Source organism: Tepidimonas ignava, from assembly GCF_004342625.1.
In the GTDB taxonomy this organism is placed as follows: domain Bacteria; phylum Pseudomonadota; class Gammaproteobacteria; order Burkholderiales; family Burkholderiaceae_C; genus Tepidimonas; species Tepidimonas ignava.
In genome coordinates, this window is the sequence record NZ_SMAH01000001.1 from 20,480 (window position 1) to 36,101 (window position 15,622).

Consider the following 15,622-nt stretch of genomic DNA (forward strand, 5'->3'; position numbering starts at 1 on the left):
TTTTTCGAGCAAAGGAACCGAACCATCGCTACCCCGCGTCCCAGCAACTTCCGTGACCGCCGCCAGCGTGAGGAGCGGCAGCACCGCCTCAACCGCGAAATCACCGCGCCCGAAGTGCGCCTGACCGGCCCTGACGGTCAGCAAATCGGTGTGGTGCCTCTCCAAGAGGCGCTGCGCATGGCCGGCGAGCTTGACGTCGACCTGGTCGAGATCGCCCCGATGGCCAACCCGCCGGTGTGTCGGCTGATCGACTACGGCAAGTTCAAGTACGCCGAGCAAAAGAAGGCCGCCGAGGCCAAGGCCAAGCAAAAGGTCATTGAGGTCAAGGAAGTGAAGTTCCGCCCCGCCACCGACGAGGGCGACTACCAGGTCAAGATGCGCAACATCCGGCGCTTCCTGGACGAAGGCGACAAGTGCAAGGTGACGCTGCGCTTTCGCGGGCGCGAGATCACCCACCAGGAGCTGGGGTTGGCGTTGCTGGAGCGCATCCGCAACGAGCTGGGCGACAGCATCGTTGTCGAGCAGTTCCCCAAGCTCGAAGGCAAGCAGATGATCATGATGATCGCGCCGGCGCGCAAAAAGGGTGCCGCCAAGGCCGACAGCGCCAAGGCCGAGCAGCCAGCCGCCTGAAGCTCGTCCCCGGTCGGGGTCGGTGCGCCGCCCGGGCGGCTGCTATAATGGCGCGCTTTCCAAGCGACAAGCACCCGAAGGCCAGGCGTTCAAGCAAAGACCGTCGTCGGTGGGCAGCCGCGGCGGCGCCTTGCGGGTGTGTCAAGTCCAAACCCGAAACCAAGGACGAGCCATCATGCCCAAGATGAAAACCAAAAGCAGCGCGAAAAAGCGTTTTCGCGTGCGCCCCGGCGGCACGGTCAAGCGTGCGCAGGCCTACAAGCGCCACATCCTGACCAAGAAGACGACCAAGAACAAGCGCCAACTGCGCGGAATGGTCAACGTGCATGAGACCAACATGGGTCACATCGCACAGATGATGCCCTACGCCGGCCTGTGATCGGCGGCTGACCCGTAACGTAACAAGGAGCAAGCCATGCCTCGCGTCAAACGTGGTGTCACCGCCCGCGCCCGTCACAAGAAAGTCCTGGCCCTGGCCAAGGGTTTCCGTGGTCGCCGCAAAAACGTCTTCCGCGTCGCCAAGCAGGCGGTGATGAAGGCGCAGCAGTACGCGTACCGCGACCGTCGAGCCCGCAAGCGCGTCTTCCGCCAGCTGTGGATTGCGCGCATCAACGCCGCCGCGCGTGAGCTGGGCCTGACCTACAGCCAGTTCGCCAACGGCCTGCGCCAAGCCGCCATCGAGATCGACCGCAAGGTGCTGGCCGACCTGGCCGTGCACGACAAGGCGGCCTTCGCCGCCATCGTCGAGCGCGTCAAGGCCGGTCTGGCGCAGGGCGCCGCGGCGTAACGTTGCCGCACCGCGCGCTGCCGTGGGCGGCGCTGCGACCCCGACGGGCCAGTCGCCTCAGCGCGCTGGCCCGTTTTGTTTGAACCTGTGGCGTGCAGTCTTTCGCCGCCTTTTTGCGACACGGATGCCGGCATGAACGACCTCGACAACCTGGTGCAGACGGCGCGCGCGCAGTTCGCGCAGGCCGCCACCCCGCAAGCGTTGGAAAACGCCAAGGCTCGTTTTTTGGGCAAGCAAGGGGCGTTGACCGAGCGCATGAAGGCGCTGGCCACGTTGGCGCCCGACGAGCGCAAGGCCCAGGGCGCGGCCATCAACGAGGCCAAAGCGGCCATCGAGGCGGCGTTGCAGGCGCGCCGCGCCGAGCTGGCCGAGGCCGAGCTGCAGCGCCAGCTGCAGGCCGAGGCGCTGGACGTGACGCTGCCGGGCCGGCAGCGCGGGCAGGGCGGCCTGCACCCGGTCAGCCTGACGTTGCAGCGCATCGAGGCGATTTTTGGCTCGATGGGGTTCGAGGTGGCCGATGGCCCCGAGATCGAGACCGACTGGTTCAACTTCACCGCGCTCAACACCCCGGCCGACCACCCGGCGCGCTCGATGCACGACACGTTCTACGTCGAGGGCGGCACGCCCGAGGCGCCGCTGCTGCTGCGCACCCACACCAGCCCGATGCAGATCCGCCACGCCGTGCAGCACGTCAAGCGCGCGCGCGCGGCCGCCGGCGACGCGGGCGAGGGCCTGTGGGCCGGTGAGATGCCGGAAATCCGCGTCATCGCGCCCGGGCGCACCTACCGCGTGGACAGCGACGCCACCCACTCGCCGATGTTCCATCAGTGCGAGGGGCTGTGGATTGGGCGCGACGTCAGCTTCAAGGACCTCAAGGTCGTCTTCACAGCCTTTTGCCGCGCGTTTTTCGAGGACGACGAGCTGGAGCTGCGATTTCGGCCGAGCTTCTTTCCGTTCACCGAACCCAGCGCCGAGATCGATATCCGGTTCACGCGCGGGCCGCTGGCCGGGCGCTGGCTGGAGGTGGCGGGCTCCGGTCAGGTGCACCCCAACGTGGTGCGCAACATGGGGCTGGACCCGGAGCACTTCATTGGCTTTGCGTTTGGCATGGGGCCGGACCGGCTGACGATGCTGCGCTACGGCGTGGGCGACCTGCGCCTGTTTTTCGAAGGTGACCTGCGCTTTTTGGCGCAGTTCCGCTGATGGGTCCACGGTTCCCGACCTCCGCGACGACAAGCGAGACGACGATGCAGTTTCCCGAATCCTGGTTGCGCAGCTTTTGCGATCCGGCGCTGGACAGCGATGCGCTGGCCGACCTGTTGACGATGGCCGGACTGGAGGTGGAGGAGGTACGGCCGGTGGCACCGCCCTTCACGCGCGTGGTGGTCGGGCACATTCTCAGCGCCGAGCCGCATCCCAACGCCGACCGCCTGCGCGTGTGCCGGGTGGACGTGGGGCAGGGCGAGCCGTTGTCGATCGTTTGCGGGGCCCCCAACGCGCGCGCCGGCATCCGGGTGCCGTGCGCGTTGGTGGGCGCGGTGCTGCCGCCGGGCGCGGACGGCAAGCCGTTCGAAATCCGGGTGGGCAAGTTGCGCGGGGTGGACAGCCACGGCATGTTGTGCTCGGCGCGCGAGCTGGGCCTGTCGGAGGACCATGGTGGCCTGTTGGAGCTGCCAGCCGACGCCCCCGTGGGGCGCGACCTGCGCGAGGTGCTGGCGCTGGACGACCGGCTGTTCACGCTCAAGCTCACGCCCAACCTGGCGCATTGCCTGAGCGTGTACGGCGTGGCGCGCGAAGTGGCGGCCTTGACCGGCGCGCCGCTGAAAGCGCCGGCCATCGCGCCGGTGGCGCCGCGCCACGACGCGGTGCTGCCGGTGCGCGTCGAGGCCGCCGACCTGTGCGGCCGCTTCAGCGGACGCATCATCCGTGGCGTCAACCCGCAGGCGCGCACGCCGGCGTGGATGGTGCAACGCCTGGCGCGCTGCGGGCAGCGCAGCATTTCGGCGCTGGTGGACATCTCCAACTACGTGATGTTCGAACTCGGGCGGCCGTCGCACATCTTCGACCTGGACAAGATCCACGGCGGCTTGCAGGTGCGCTGGGCGCGCGCGGGCGAGACGCTCAAGCTGCTCAACGGCCAGACCGTCACGTTGGACCAAACCGTGGGCGTGATCGCCGACGACCAGGGCGTCGAGTCGCTGGCTGGCATCATGGGTGGTGACAGCACCGCGGTGTCCGACAGCACACGCAACGTGTACGTGGAGGCGGCGTTTTGGTGGCCGCGCGCGATCGCGGGGCGGGCGCGGCGCTTCAACTTCAGCACCGACGCGGCGCACCGCTTCGAGCGCGGGGTTGACCCCAGCACCACGCGCGAGCACCTGGAGCGCATCACGCAGCTGATCCTGGAGATTTGCGGCGGCGAGGCCGGACCGGTGGATGACCACGTGGTCAACGTGCCGCAGCCCAAGCCGGTGACGCTGCGCGTGGCGCGCGCCGCCAAGGTCATCGGCATGCCGCTGACGCAGGCCGCGTGCGCCGAGCCGCTGCGCCGCCTCGGCCTGACGGTCGCCGAGGGCGAAGGCACGTTGACGGTGACGCCGCCGCCGTACCGCTTCGACCTGCAGATCGAGGAAGACTTGATCGAGGAGGTGGCGCGTGTCATCGGCTACGACCGCCTGCCGGCCACGCCGCCGCGGGCGCCGGTGGTGCCGCGCGTGCGCCCGCAGACCGAACGCAGCCCGATGGCGGTGCGCCAGCAACTGGCGGCGCTGGGCTACCAGGAAACGATCAACTTCAGCTTCGTCGAAGAGCGCTGGGAGCGCGATTACGCTGGCAACACGGCGCCGATCCGGCTGCTCAACCCCATCGCCAGCCACCTCAGCGTGATGCGCTCCAGCCTGCTGGGCAGCCTGCTGGCGGTGCTGCGCCACAACGTGGACCGCAAGGCCGCGCGTGTGCGGGTGTTCGAAATCGGCCGCGTCTTCCGGCGCGACGAGCGCGTGCCCGACAGCGACACCACGGTGCGCGGCGTCGATCAGCCGCTGCACGTCGCGGGGCTGGCCTGGGGCGACGCGCTGCCGCTGCAGTGGGGCGAACGGGCGCGGCCGGTGGACTTCTTCGACGTCAAGGGCGACGTCGAAGCGCTGTTGGCGCCGCACGTGGCCACGTTTGAGCCGTGCCAACACCCGGCGCTGCACCCGGGACGCTGCGCCCGCGTGCTGCTGCAAGGGCAGCCGATCGGGGTGATCGGGGAGCTGCACCCGCGCTGGCGTCAGGCCGAGGGCTGGGGCAGCGCGCCGGTGTTGTTCGAGCTGGCGCTGGCGCCGCTGTTGCAGCGTCCGCTGCCGCAGGCGGCCCCGATCGGGCGTCACCAGCCGGTGCAGCGCGACGTGGCCGTGGTGGTGCACGAATCGGTGACGCACGCGCACGTGATGGCGGCCATCGAAGCGGTGCGGCATCCGTGGCTGCGCTCGGCGGTGCTGTTCGACGTGTTCCGGCCGCAGGGCGGGCAGCCGCTGGCCGGCATCGGTGCCGACGAAAAGAGCCTGGCCGTGCGTCTGACGCTGGAGCGCGACGACGCCAACCTCACCGACGCCGAGATCGACGCCGTCGTGGCGCAGGTGGTGCAGGCGTTGCAGCAGCGCATCGGTGCGCGGCTGCGGGCGTGATGCGGCGCGCCGCGGCTGCTACGATTGCGCCCATGGCCACCCGAAGCACATCCGCGGCCGCCATCCCGGCCAGCGCCGATCCTGACACGCCCACGCTGACCAAGGCCGAGCTGGCCGAGGCGCTGCACGCGCGCATCGGCTTCAACAAGCGCGAGTCCAAGGACATCGTGGACACGTTTTTCGCCATCATCGCCGAGCGCCTGATCGCGGGCGAAGAGGTGCGCATCGCCGGTTTCGGGCAGTTCGGCGTGCGTGACAAATCACCCCGGCCGGGGCGCAACCCGCGCACCGGCGAGCCGGTGCCGATCGAGGCGCGGCGCGTGGTGACGTTCCACGCCAGCCCCAAGCTCAAGGCCGCGTTGCAGGGTGACGTTGACGGCTGAGCGCCAGCCGCGCGGGATCCAGCAGCCCGCTGGCCAGGGCCACGCCCACCATGATGACCACGCCACAGCCCACCATCCAGGGGGTGATGGCTTCGCCCAGCAGCAGCGCGCCGTAGCCCAGCGCGAACACCGGGATCAAAAAGGTGACGGTGAGCGTGCGCGCCGGGCCGGCGGCTTCGATCAGGCGGAAGTACAGCAGGTACGCCAGCGCGGTGCACAGCACGCCCGCGGCCACCACGGCCCACCAGGCGTCCGCCGAGACGGGTTGCGCCGGCCAGGTCCACAGCGTGGGCAACAGCAGCCCCAGGGTGGCGCCGAACTGGCTGCCGGTGGCGGTGGCCAGCGGCGGGATGCCCATCAGGTACTTTTTGGTGTAGCTGGCCGCGATCGCGTACAGCACCGTGGCGCCCAGGCAGGCCAGCACCGCCCAGCCGGTGCCGCCGGGCTTGAAGCTGGCTTTGTCCCACGACAGCAGGGCCACGCCGGCAAAGCCCAGGGCCAGCCCGAGGGCGCGCCAACGTCCGGGGCGATCGCCCAGCCACAGCCACGCCACCACCGCGCCAAACAGCGGCACCGTGGCGTTGAGGATGGCGGTGAGCCCCGTGCTGATCGACAGCAGCGCGTAGGCGAACAGCCCAAAGGGAATGCCGGCGTTGAGCAGCCCGACGAACAGGATGCGCGCCCCATGGCGTCGCAACGTCGGCCAGTGGCCGCTGGCCACCAGGATCGGGGCCAGCACCACGCTGGCCACCGCCACGCGCAACCCCGCCGTGGCCACCGGCCCAAAGGCCAGCGCCGCGTGGCGCATGAACAAAAACGACGAGCCCCACAGGGCTGCCAACAGCACAAATTCCAGCGCGAGTTTGGGCGTCATGGTCAGGCCCGGCGCCGGGGCACGTGGATGCTGCGGCGCCGCAACGACGAAAAGCACGCATGATACGCCCTTCTACAATGGCGCGGTGTCACACACCTGCTGCACCTTATCCCGATGACGACCGCTGCCCTTCCCGTCCATGTGTTCAAAGCCTACGACATCCGTGGCGTCGTGCCTGACGCGATCGACGCGCCGCTGGCCCGCTTGCTGGGGCGCGCGTTTGGCGCGCGTGCGCGGGCGCTGGGTGAGGACAGCGTGGCCGTGGGGCGCGATGGGCGCCTGTCCAGCCCCATGCTGGCCGAGGCGTTGATCGAAGGGCTGTGCGAGGCGGGTGTCGACGCCATCGACTTGGGGCTGGTGACGACGCCGATGCTGTACTTTGCCACCGCCACCGTGTGCCGCAGCGGCATCCAGGTCACCGGCAGCCACAACCCCAAGCACCACAACGGCTTCAAGATGGTGTTGGGCGGGCGCGCCATCTACGGCGACGAGATTCAGGCCTTGCGCGAGGCCATGGCCGCGGGCGTGCCGCCGGCGGCACGGCGCGGGACGCGCCGGGCGCTGGACATCGGACCGACGTACCAGGCCCGCATCGTGCAGGACGTGCGTCTGGCGCGGCCGATGCGCATCGTCGTCGATTGTGGCAACGGCGTCACGGGCGCCAGCGCCCCCGCGCTGTTGCGGGCGTTGGGCTGCGACGTCACCGTGCTGTACGGCGAGGTGGACGGCGAGTTTCCCAACCACCACCCCGACCCGTCCAAGCCGGACAACCTGCGCGACCTCATCGACACCGTGCAGCGCACCGGCGCCGAGCTGGGCCTGGCGTTCGACGGCGATGGCGATCGCCTGGGCGTCATCACCCCAAGCGGGGCCAACATCTTCCCCGACCGGCAACTGATGCTGCTGGCGCAGGACGTGCTGCAGCGCGTGCCCGGCGGCACCATCGTCTACGACGTCAAGTGCAGCCAGCGGCTGGCGCCGGCCATCCGGGCTGCGGGGGGCGTGCCGCTGATGCACAAAACCGGCCACAGCCTCATCAAGGCCAAGATGCGCGAGGTGGGCGCCCCGCTGGGCGGCGAGATGAGCGGGCACCTGTTTTTCCAGGAACGCTGGTACGGCTTTGACGACGGCACCTACGCCGCGGCGCGCCTGCTGGAGATCTTGAGCCGCCACGATTACCCGGGCGCGGTGCTGGAGGGCCTGCCCAGCAGCCACAGCACGCCGGAGCTCAACGTGCCTTGCGCCGAGGGCGAGCCGCACCGCGTGGTGGCCGAGTTGCAGCGCGTGGCGGAGGTGGCGCCACCGGCGCAGGTCAGCACCGTCGATGGCCTGCGCATCGATTGGCCGGATGGCTTTGGCTTGATTCGGGCCTCCAACACGACGCCGGTGTTGGTGTTGCGCTTCGAGGGCCACACGCCGCAAGCGCTGCAGCGCATCCAAGAGACGATGCTGACGCTGCTGCGCCGCGTCAAGCCCGACGCGCAGGTCGGGGAGGCCGCGCACTGACGCGGCGCATCCGCGTTCCCTGAACCGCTCGATTACCATCGGCACTGTGGGCGCCGCGGACTGTGCGCCCTTTCCATGGAATGCCATGCTGGCGCCCGACCCCGATCCCGAGATCATCGTCTTCAACCTCAAGCGCCGCTACACCGGCGTGTCGGCCACCGTCAACGCGCTGGTGCCGTTGCAGGCGCGGCAGTGGCGGCTGGCCTACTGCGGCACGCCGCTGCCGCACGGCATGCCGGGCATGACGCTGCGCCAGGCCATGGATTTGTCGCGTCGGCCGCCGGCGGGGCGGCCGTTTCGCATCTGGCACGTGCGGCGCGACCACGAAATGGCCGCCGGCCTGTGGGCCCGTGACGTGTTGCGCCTGCCGATTCGGCTTGTGTTTACCTCGGCGGCGCAGCACCGTCATGGTTGGTTTCCGCGCTGGCTGATCAGCCGCATGGACGCCGTGATCGCCACCACGCCGAAGGCGGCCAGCTTCGTGCCCAACACCACCGCCGTGGTGCCGCACGGTATTGATGTGGAGCGCTTTGCGCCGCCGCCCGACAAGATGGCAGCTTGGGCCGACAGCGGCCTGCCTGGGCGCTGGGGCATCGGCGTCTTTGGCCGCGTGCGCCCGGACAAGGGCACCGATGTCTTCGTCGACGCGATGATCGAGGCGCTGCCCCACCTGCCCGACGTGACCGCCGTCATCGCCGGCCGCGCCATGCCCCAGCACGAGGCGTACCAGCGCGCGCTGCAAGCGCGCATCGACGCCGCCGGGCTGCGTGAGCGCATCCGGTTTTTGGGCGAGATCCCGGCGGCCGAGGTGCACCGCTGGTACCAGCGCTGCCTGGTGTGTGTGGCTTGCCCGCGGTACGAACCGTTTGGCCTGACGCCGTTTGAGGCCGGCGCGTGCGGTTGCGCGCTGGTGTGCTCGCGCACCGGGGCGTTCGAGCAACTGGTGCAGCCCGGCGTCCACGGCGAGCTGGTGGACACGGGCGATGCCGCCGGCCTGGCGGCGGCGGTGCGCCGGGTGCTGGCCGACCCGCAGGCGGCGCTGCGCATGGGGCAGGCCGCGCGCCAGCGGGTGCTGGCGCAGTTTTCGCTGGCGCAAGAGGCCGCTGGCATCGGGGCCGTGTATGCGCGGTTGTTCGAGCGCGGCTGAGCCGGGTCTCGGCGTGGCCGAACGCCTGTGCCTGGCGGGCTATGGAGCGGCCATGACGGCGCTGCAGCCGCTGCTGCGCCTCAAACTGGCGCGGCGGGGCCGCGCCGAGCCCGGCTACCTGCACGCGGTGGCGCAGCGTTTTGGCCGGTACAGCGAACCGGCCCCGGCCGACGGCTGGCTGTGGGTGCACGCGGTTTCGTTGGGCGAGGTGCGCGCGGCCGCCCTGTGGGTGCCGCGGCTGCAGGCCGCGCGGCCCGACATCCGCGTGCTGTGGACCCACGGCACGGCCACCGGCCGCGCGGCGGCGCAGCCGCTGGTGCGTCAGCAGGACGCGCAGGCCTGGCTGCCGTGGGACGCGCCGGGGGCGGTGCGGCGTTTTGTGCGCCACTGGCGCCCGCGCCTGGGCGTGCTGATGGAAACCGAGGTGTGGCCGACCCTGGCCCAGCACTGCCGCGCGGCGGGCGTGCCGCTGTGGTTGGTCAACGCACGCCTCAACGAGCGCTCGTGGCAGCGCGCGATGCGCCTGCGCTGCCTCAGCCGCCCGGCCTACGGCGCGTTGGCTGGGGTGCTGGCCCAAACACCGGACGACGCGCGGCGACTGCACGCGCTGGGCACGCCCGCGCCGCAGGTGGTGGGCAACGTCAAGTTCGACGTGCCATGGCACCCCGACCCATGGGCGGCGGCGCAGCGCTGGCGGCTGGCGTGGCGCGCCGCCAGTGATCGCCCCGTGCTGCTGCTGGCCAGCAGCCGCGAAGGGGAAGAGGCGGCCTGGATCGCCGCCTGGCGGCGGCAGCGGGCCACCTGGCCGCACCCGGCACCGCTGTGGCTGGTGGTGCCACGCCACCCGCAACGGTTTGACGAGGTGCACGCGCTGCTGTGCGCCGCGGGCCTGCGCGTGCTGCGGCGCAGCGCGTTGCCGGCGTGGAGCGAAGGGCCCGCCTGGCCGCCTGAAGCGTGGCACGCGGACGTGCTGCTGGGCGACAGCCTGGGCGAGATGTCGGCGTACTACGCGTTGGCCGACGTGGCGCTGCTGGGAGGCAGTTTTGCCCCGTTGGGCGGACAAAACCTGATCGAAGCGGCGGCCAGCGGCTGCCCGATCGTGCTCGGGCCACACACCTTCAACTTCGCCCAGGCGGCCGCAGCGGCGCTGGAAGCCGGGGCGGCGCGCCGCGCCGCCGACCTGGACGACGCGCTGCGACTGGCCCAGGCGTGGTGCCAGGACGACGCAGCGTTGCGCGCCGCCCGGGCGGGCGCCGAGCGGCTGTTGCAGCAGCACGGCGGCGCGGCCGACCGCACCGTCAGCGCCGTGTTGCAGGCGTGGGACGACGCGGCGGCCGCGCCGGCGGCGCCTGAGCGCGCCTGACGGCGTTCAGCGCGGCTGCAGGCGCTCGTTGATCGGCTTGACGTCGTCGGCCCCAAGCACTCCGGCCGCTTGACGCAGCTTGAGCTGGCCCACCAGCACATCGTAGCGCGCCTTGGCCAGTTGCGCCTTGGTCTGGTAGAGCTGGCTTTGGGCGTTGAGCACGTCGATGTTGATGCGCACGCCCACTTGGTAGCCGACCTGGTTGGCTTCCAGCGCGAGCTGGCTCGAAGCCTCGGCGGCTTGCAGCGCGCGCACCTGGCCCAGGCCCGACTGCACCCCAAAAAACGCCGCCCGTGTGGCCTGGCTGACGTTGCGCGTGGCGGCTTCGAGGTCGTTGCGGGCCTTGTCTTCCAGGGCCACCGTCTCCGCGATGCGGTTGTCCAGCGCTCCGCCGGTGTACAGCGGCAGGTTGAACTGCACGCCGATGCTGGCGACCTGGTTGCGCAGGTACGGAAACGGCGGGTTGTTGCTGGGGGCGCGGTTCCATTGCCACTGCGCCACCGCGTCCAGGGTGGGGCCCTTGGCCGCTTGGGCCTTGCGCACGTCCAGCTTGGCGATGTCGAGCTGCGCCTGCGCGGCGCGCACGGCGGGGTGCTCAGCCACCGCGCGCTGCACCCAGGCCTGCACGTCGTCCGGGGTGGGGGTGGGTAGGGTGTCGTCGCGCAGCCGCCAGGGTTGGGTGTTGCTTTGGCCGACGAGCTGGTCCAGCGCCAGCTTCTTGACGCGCAGGTCGTTGTCGGCGGCGATTTCCTGCGCCAGCACCAGGTCGTAGCGGGCCTGTGCCTCGCGCGTGTCGGTGATGGTGGCGGTGCCCACTTCGAAGTTGCGCTTGGCGGCGGCCAGTTGTTGCTCGACGGCGGCTTTCTGGGCACGCACGAAGGTCAGCGTGTCCTCAGCGGCCAGCACGTCGAAGTAGGCTTGGGCCACGCGCACGATTAAGTCTTGTTCGGCGGCTTGCAGTTGCGCTTCGGCGGCTTGCAGCGCGCGCTGGGCCTGCTCGACTTCGATGTGGTTGCCCGGACGGTACAGGGGATGGCTGGCGCCGAGCTTGACGGTCTGGTTGTTGAAGCTGTCGTCCAGCGTGTTGAGCGAGCTGTCGCGCCGGTTGACGAAGGCTTCAGCCGACAGGCCCACGGTGGGCAGCACGCGCGACTTGGCCTGTTCGGCTTTGGCGCGGTTGGCGTCGAGCTGGGCCTTGGCGGCCAGGTAGGCGGCGTCGTAGGCGCGCGCCGCTTCCAGCAGCGCTTGCAGGCTTTGCGCCTGCGCCGTGGTGGCCACACCCAACACCAGCAGGGCCGCGGCGCTCAGGCGCCGCCCCAGCTTGGCGCGGGGGTTGACAGAGGGCGTGCGGACGATCGGTTGCATGGCGTTGGTGTCCCTGCGATTGGATACAGTCGGGAGTATATGACGGGTTGAGCGACCGTGCACGCGAAGTCCCGCGCGGACCCCCCTCAGTACTGCGGCACGCTCGGGTCCACTTCACTGGACCAGGCGTGGATGCCGCCGGCGATGTTGACCACGTCGTCAAAGCCTTGCCGGTGCAAAAAGTACGCCACCTGCGCACTGCGCCCGCCATGGTGGCACAGGCAGGCGATGGGACGGTCGCGCGGCAGCTCGTCGAGCCGCGCCGGGATCGAGGCCATCGGCATATGACGCAGCTCAAAGCCTTCGGGGCGCACGCTGGCGGTTTGCACCTCCCACGGTTCGCGCACGTCCAGCACGATGGGGGTGACGCCAGGCGCTTGCTGCGCGCACTGCTGCAGCCACTGGTTGAGTTGGGCGGGGCGGATGTGGGGCACCATGGGCAGGCTCAGAATTGGAAGCGCGTCGGCTCGGGGAAGTTGCGCAGCCGCGGCACGACGATGTCCCACGGCTGAGCGCTGTGGTAGCCGGCTTCGCTGGCGCGCGTGACGACGGTGGCGCGCATCACCACCTCGTCCCCCACGAAGGCGAACAGCCGCCCGCCCACGCGCAGCAGCTCCAGCAGGTCGGTGGGCACCTCGGCCACGCCGCCCGACAGCACGATGACGTCGTACGGCGCCGCGTCGACGCAGGCGGCAAAGCGGTGCGCCGCGGCGTCAGCGGTCTTCACACGCACGTTGTCCAGGCCCGCACGCGCCAGGTTGTGGCGCGCCATGTCCGCCAGCCGTGGGTTGATCTCCAGCGTCAGCACCTGTTGGGCCAGCCGGCCCATCAGCGCGGCCATGTAGCCGGAGCCGGCGCCGATTTCCAGCACGTTGTGCTGGGGTTGCAGGTCGAGCTCTTGCAGCGTGCGCGCTTCGACCTTGGGGGCCAGCATGCACTCGCCCTCGACGGCCGGCTGCGACAGCGGTATTTCCAGGTCGGCCAGCGCCAGCGCCCGGTACGCTTCAGGCACGAAGTGCTCGCGCTTGAGCTGTCCCAGCAGGGCCAGCACGCGGGCGTCGAGCACCTCCCACGGGCGGATCTGCTGCTCGATCATGTTGAAGCGGGCCTTCTCGAAATCGAACGCCGTCGCGCTCATGTGATACTCCTCTAGGTATTTTGGAGGGTCGGATACGGTCATTCTACCCAACGCGTGTTGCTGCTTCGTTGCCCGCCGGGTTTTGCACCAGGGCATGCAGGCGGTACAACGCCTCCAGCGCCTGGCGGGGGCTGAGGGCGTCGGGGTCCAGCTCGGCCAGCGCCAGCAGCGCGGGGTGCGGCTCGGGCGCCGTCTCGGGCGGCGCGGCCGGCGGGGCGCTGAACAAGTCCAGCTGTGCCTGCGCGGCCGTGGCGCTTTGCTCCAGTTGCGCCAGCACCTGGCGCGCGTGCTGCACGACGGCCGGTGGGATGCCGGCCAGCCGCGCCACCTGCACGCCGTAGCTGCGGCTGGCAGGGCCCGGCTCCAGGCGGTGCAGAAAGACGATGTCGCGCCCGTGGCCCTCGACGGCGCTGACGTGCATGTTGACGGCGCCCGGACAGCGCCTGGGCAGCTCGGTCAGCTCGAAGTAGTGGGTGGCAAACAGCGTGAACGCCTGCACGCGGTCGTGCAGGTGCGCGGCGATGGCGCTGGCCAGCGCCAGCCCGTCGTAGGTGGACGTGCCGCGGCCGATTTCGTCCATCAACACCAGGCTTTGCGCGCTGGCGTGGTGCAGGATCTGGGCGGCCTCGGTCATTTCGACCATGAAGGTGGACTGCGCGTTGGCCAGGTCGTCCGCCGCGCCGATGCGGGTGTGGATGGCGTCGATGGGGCCGAGCCGGCAGGCGTCGGCCGGCACAAAGCTGCCGATGCTGGCCAGCAGCACGATCAGGGCCACCTGGCGCATGTAGGTCGATTTGCCGCCCATGTTGGGGCCGGTGATGATTTGCATGCGCGTGCGGGCATCCAGCACCGTGTCGTTGGGGATGAAGGGGCCGGCGCCGGTTTGCTGCAAACGCGCCTCCACCACGGGGTGGCGCCCAGCGCGGATTTCGATGCGCGGCTCGGCCACGAACTCGGGGGCGCACCACCCGAGCGTGAGCGAGCGCTCGGCCAACGCGGCCAGCACGTCCAGCGTGGCCAGCGCGCGCGCCAGTTCGGTCAGGGCCGCGATGTGCGGCTGCAGGGCCTGCAGCAGTTGGTCGTAGAGCCACTTTTCGCGCGCCAGGGCACGCTCCTGGGCGCTGAGCGCCTTGTCCTCGAAGGCCTTGAGCTCGGGCGTGATGAAGCGCTCGGCGTTTTTCAGCGTCTGGCGGCGCTGGTAGTCCGCGGGTACCTTGTCGAGCTGACCCTGGGTGACCTCGATGTAAAAACCGTGCACCTTGTTGTACTGCACGCGCAGGTTGGCGATGCCGGTGCGGGCGCGCTCGCGCGCTTCGAGGTCGACCAGGTAGCGGTCGGCGCCTTGTTGGATGGCGCGCAGCTCGTCCAACTCGGGGTCGTAGCCGTCGGCGATCACCCCGCCGTCGCGCAGCAGCGCCGCCGGCTCGGGGTGCAGCGCACGCTGCAGCAGCGCCACCACCTCCGCCGGCGGATGCAGATGACGGTGCACGTCGCGCAGCAGCGCGCAGTCATCCACCGCCGGCAGCGCCTGCAGCTGTGCCGCCAGCGCCGCGCAGCGCGGCAAGGTGTCGCGCAGGCCGGTCAGCTCGCGCGGGCGCACCTGCAGCAGCGCAATGCGGGCCGCCAGCCGCTCGACGTCGGCCACGCCGCGCAGGGCGCTGCGCACGTGGTCTGGGCCGTGCTCGCGCAGCAGGCCGATGGCGTGCAGCCGGGCCTGGGCGGGCGCGCGGTCGCGCGGCGGCTCCAGCAGCCAACGGCGCAGCAGTCGGCTGCCCATGCCGGTGGCGCAGGTGTCCAGCAGCGACAGCAGCGTCGGTGCGGCCTCGCCACGCAGCGTGCGCGTCAGCTCCAGGTTGCGTTGGGTCGTCGGGGGCAGGTCGATCCAGGTGTGCGGCCGCACCACGCGCAGCGCGCGCACGTGCGCCAGTTGCCGACCCTGGGTGTGCTCCGCGTAGGCCAGCAAGGCCGCTGCGGCTGCGTGGGCTTGGGTCATCCCCTGCGCGTCCCAGCCGGCCAGGCTGGCCACCTGCAACTGCTCGCACAGGCGACGCTGCCCCAGCGCAGGGTCGAAGTGCCACTCAGGCCGCGCCGTCAGCGCCATCGGCCCCAGGCCTTGGCACCAGCCCTGCAGTTGCGCGTGCGGCCCTTCGGGCAAGTCGGCACTGACCAGCAACTCCTTGGGCGCCAGACGGGCCAACCAGCCGCGCAGGTCGTCCCAGCCGCATTCGGCCAGGTGCAACGTGCCTTCGGTGACGGCCAGCCAGGCCAGACCACACAACCCGCGCGCGCCGCGGTGCAGCGCCAGCAGCAACGCGTCGTCTTTGTCGGCCAGCAGTTCGGTGTCGGTCAGCGTGCCCGGCGTGACGATGCGCACCACCTGCCGCTCGACCGGGCCTTTGGCGCTGGCGACGTCGCCCACCTGTTCGCAAATGGCCACCGATTCGCCCGCGCGGATCAACCGGGCCAGGTAGGCCTCGACCGAATGCACCGGCACACCGGCCATGACCACCGGGGCCGCGGCCGATTGGCCACGGTGCGTCAGCGTGATGTCGAGCAGCCGTGCCGCCTTGTGGGCGTCGTCGTAGAACAGCTCGTAAAAATCCCCCATGCGGAAAAAGACCAGCGTGTTGGGGTGCTGGGCTTTGACGCGCAGCCACTGCTGCATCATCGGCGTGTGCGCCTCCAGCGGCGCGTCGGGCGCGCCGCCCACGCCAGCAACCGGCTGCCCCGCGGGGGTGACCATGGTCAGTGGCGCACGCGG

The 15,622-nt window shown here is 70.6% G+C and carries 14 protein-coding genes; 9 read left to right on the forward strand and 5 right to left on the reverse strand.

Features of this window, described 5'->3' with window-relative positions:
* The first annotated feature begins 24 nt into the window (after window positions 1–24).
* The 6 genes from infC (at window position 25) to EDC36_RS00140 (ending at window position 5,468) form a co-directional block, all read left to right on the forward strand.
* Window positions 25–630 (forward strand): translation initiation factor IF-3, encoded by a 606-nt coding sequence (gene infC / locus EDC36_RS00115; RefSeq protein WP_132961236.1) that lies wholly within the window; start codon window positions 25–27, stop codon window positions 628–630.
* A gap of 175 nt (window positions 631–805) precedes the next feature.
* Window positions 806–1,009: a 50S ribosomal protein L35 gene (rpmI, locus tag EDC36_RS00120; protein ID WP_132961237.1), complete on the forward strand. Its 204-nt coding sequence runs from the start codon at window positions 806–808 to the stop codon at window positions 1,007–1,009.
* Window positions 1,010–1,045: 36 nt separating this feature from the next.
* Window positions 1,046–1,417: a 50S ribosomal protein L20 gene (gene rplT, locus EDC36_RS00125; protein ID WP_132961238.1), complete on the forward strand. Its 372-nt coding sequence runs from the start codon at window positions 1,046–1,048 to the stop codon at window positions 1,415–1,417.
* 132 nt (window positions 1,418–1,549) lie between these two features.
* Complete coding sequence (pheS, locus tag EDC36_RS00130; RefSeq protein WP_132961239.1) at window positions 1,550–2,620, forward strand: phenylalanine--tRNA ligase subunit alpha; 1,071 nt, start codon at window positions 1,550–1,552, stop codon at window positions 2,618–2,620.
* A gap of 44 nt (window positions 2,621–2,664) precedes the next feature.
* Window positions 2,665–5,085 (forward strand): phenylalanine--tRNA ligase subunit beta, encoded by a 2,421-nt coding sequence (gene pheT, locus EDC36_RS00135; protein WP_132961240.1) that lies wholly within the window; start codon window positions 2,665–2,667, stop codon window positions 5,083–5,085.
* A 32-nt stretch (window positions 5,086–5,117) separates the two neighbouring features.
* Window positions 5,118–5,468, forward strand: a complete 351-nt coding sequence (locus EDC36_RS00140) for an integration host factor subunit alpha (RefSeq protein ID WP_185971197.1) — start codon at window positions 5,118–5,120, stop codon at window positions 5,466–5,468.
* On the opposite strand, the gene EDC36_RS00145 is transcribed toward EDC36_RS00140, so the two are convergent.
* Window positions 5,434–6,342: a DMT family transporter gene (locus tag EDC36_RS00145; RefSeq protein ID WP_132961241.1), complete on the reverse strand. Its 909-nt coding sequence runs from the start codon at window positions 6,340–6,342 to the stop codon at window positions 5,434–5,436. The two genes, EDC36_RS00140 and EDC36_RS00145, sit on opposite strands and share 35 nt — an antisense overlap.
* A 114-nt stretch (window positions 6,343–6,456) precedes the next feature.
* Between EDC36_RS00145 and EDC36_RS00150 the strand changes: the two genes are divergently transcribed.
* The 3 genes from EDC36_RS00150 (at window position 6,457) to EDC36_RS00160 (ending at window position 10,358) form a co-directional block, all read left to right on the forward strand.
* Window positions 6,457–7,848, forward strand: coding sequence for a phosphomannomutase/phosphoglucomutase (locus EDC36_RS00150; protein ID WP_132961242.1), 1,392 nt, complete (start codon window positions 6,457–6,459; stop codon window positions 7,846–7,848).
* An 85-nt stretch (window positions 7,849–7,933) separates the two neighbouring features.
* The gene (locus EDC36_RS00155) at window positions 7,934–8,995 is read left to right on the forward strand and encodes a glycosyltransferase family 4 protein (RefSeq protein ID WP_132961243.1); all 1,062 of its coding nucleotides are present in this window, start codon (window positions 7,934–7,936) and stop codon (window positions 8,993–8,995) included.
* Window positions 8,996–9,008: 13 nt separating this feature from the next.
* On the forward strand, window positions 9,009–10,358 hold the full coding sequence (locus tag EDC36_RS00160) for a 3-deoxy-D-manno-octulosonic acid transferase (RefSeq protein WP_390616609.1): 1,350 nt from the start codon (window positions 9,009–9,011) through the stop codon (window positions 10,356–10,358).
* A 6-nt stretch (window positions 10,359–10,364) separates the two neighbouring features.
* Here EDC36_RS00160 and EDC36_RS00165 read toward each other — a convergent pair whose 3' ends face one another.
* From EDC36_RS00165 to mutS, 4 genes are all read right to left on the reverse strand, one after another.
* Window positions 10,365–11,723 (reverse strand): TolC family outer membrane protein, encoded by a 1,359-nt coding sequence (locus EDC36_RS00165; RefSeq protein ID WP_132961245.1) that lies wholly within the window; start codon window positions 11,721–11,723, stop codon window positions 10,365–10,367.
* Window positions 11,724–11,809: 86 nt separating this feature from the next.
* Entirely contained in the window at window positions 11,810–12,160 is a 351-nt protein-coding gene (locus tag EDC36_RS00170; RefSeq protein ID WP_132961246.1) for a rhodanese-like domain-containing protein, read from the reverse strand.
* Between the two features lie 8 nt (window positions 12,161–12,168).
* Entirely contained in the window at window positions 12,169–12,861 is a 693-nt protein-coding gene (locus tag EDC36_RS00175) for a protein-L-isoaspartate O-methyltransferase family protein (RefSeq protein WP_132961247.1), read from the reverse strand.
* 43 nt (window positions 12,862–12,904) lie between these two features.
* Window positions 12,905–15,604, reverse strand: a complete 2,700-nt coding sequence (gene mutS / locus EDC36_RS00180; protein WP_165902781.1) for a DNA mismatch repair protein MutS — start codon at window positions 15,602–15,604, stop codon at window positions 12,905–12,907.
* Window positions 15,605–15,622 lie beyond the last annotated feature (18 nt).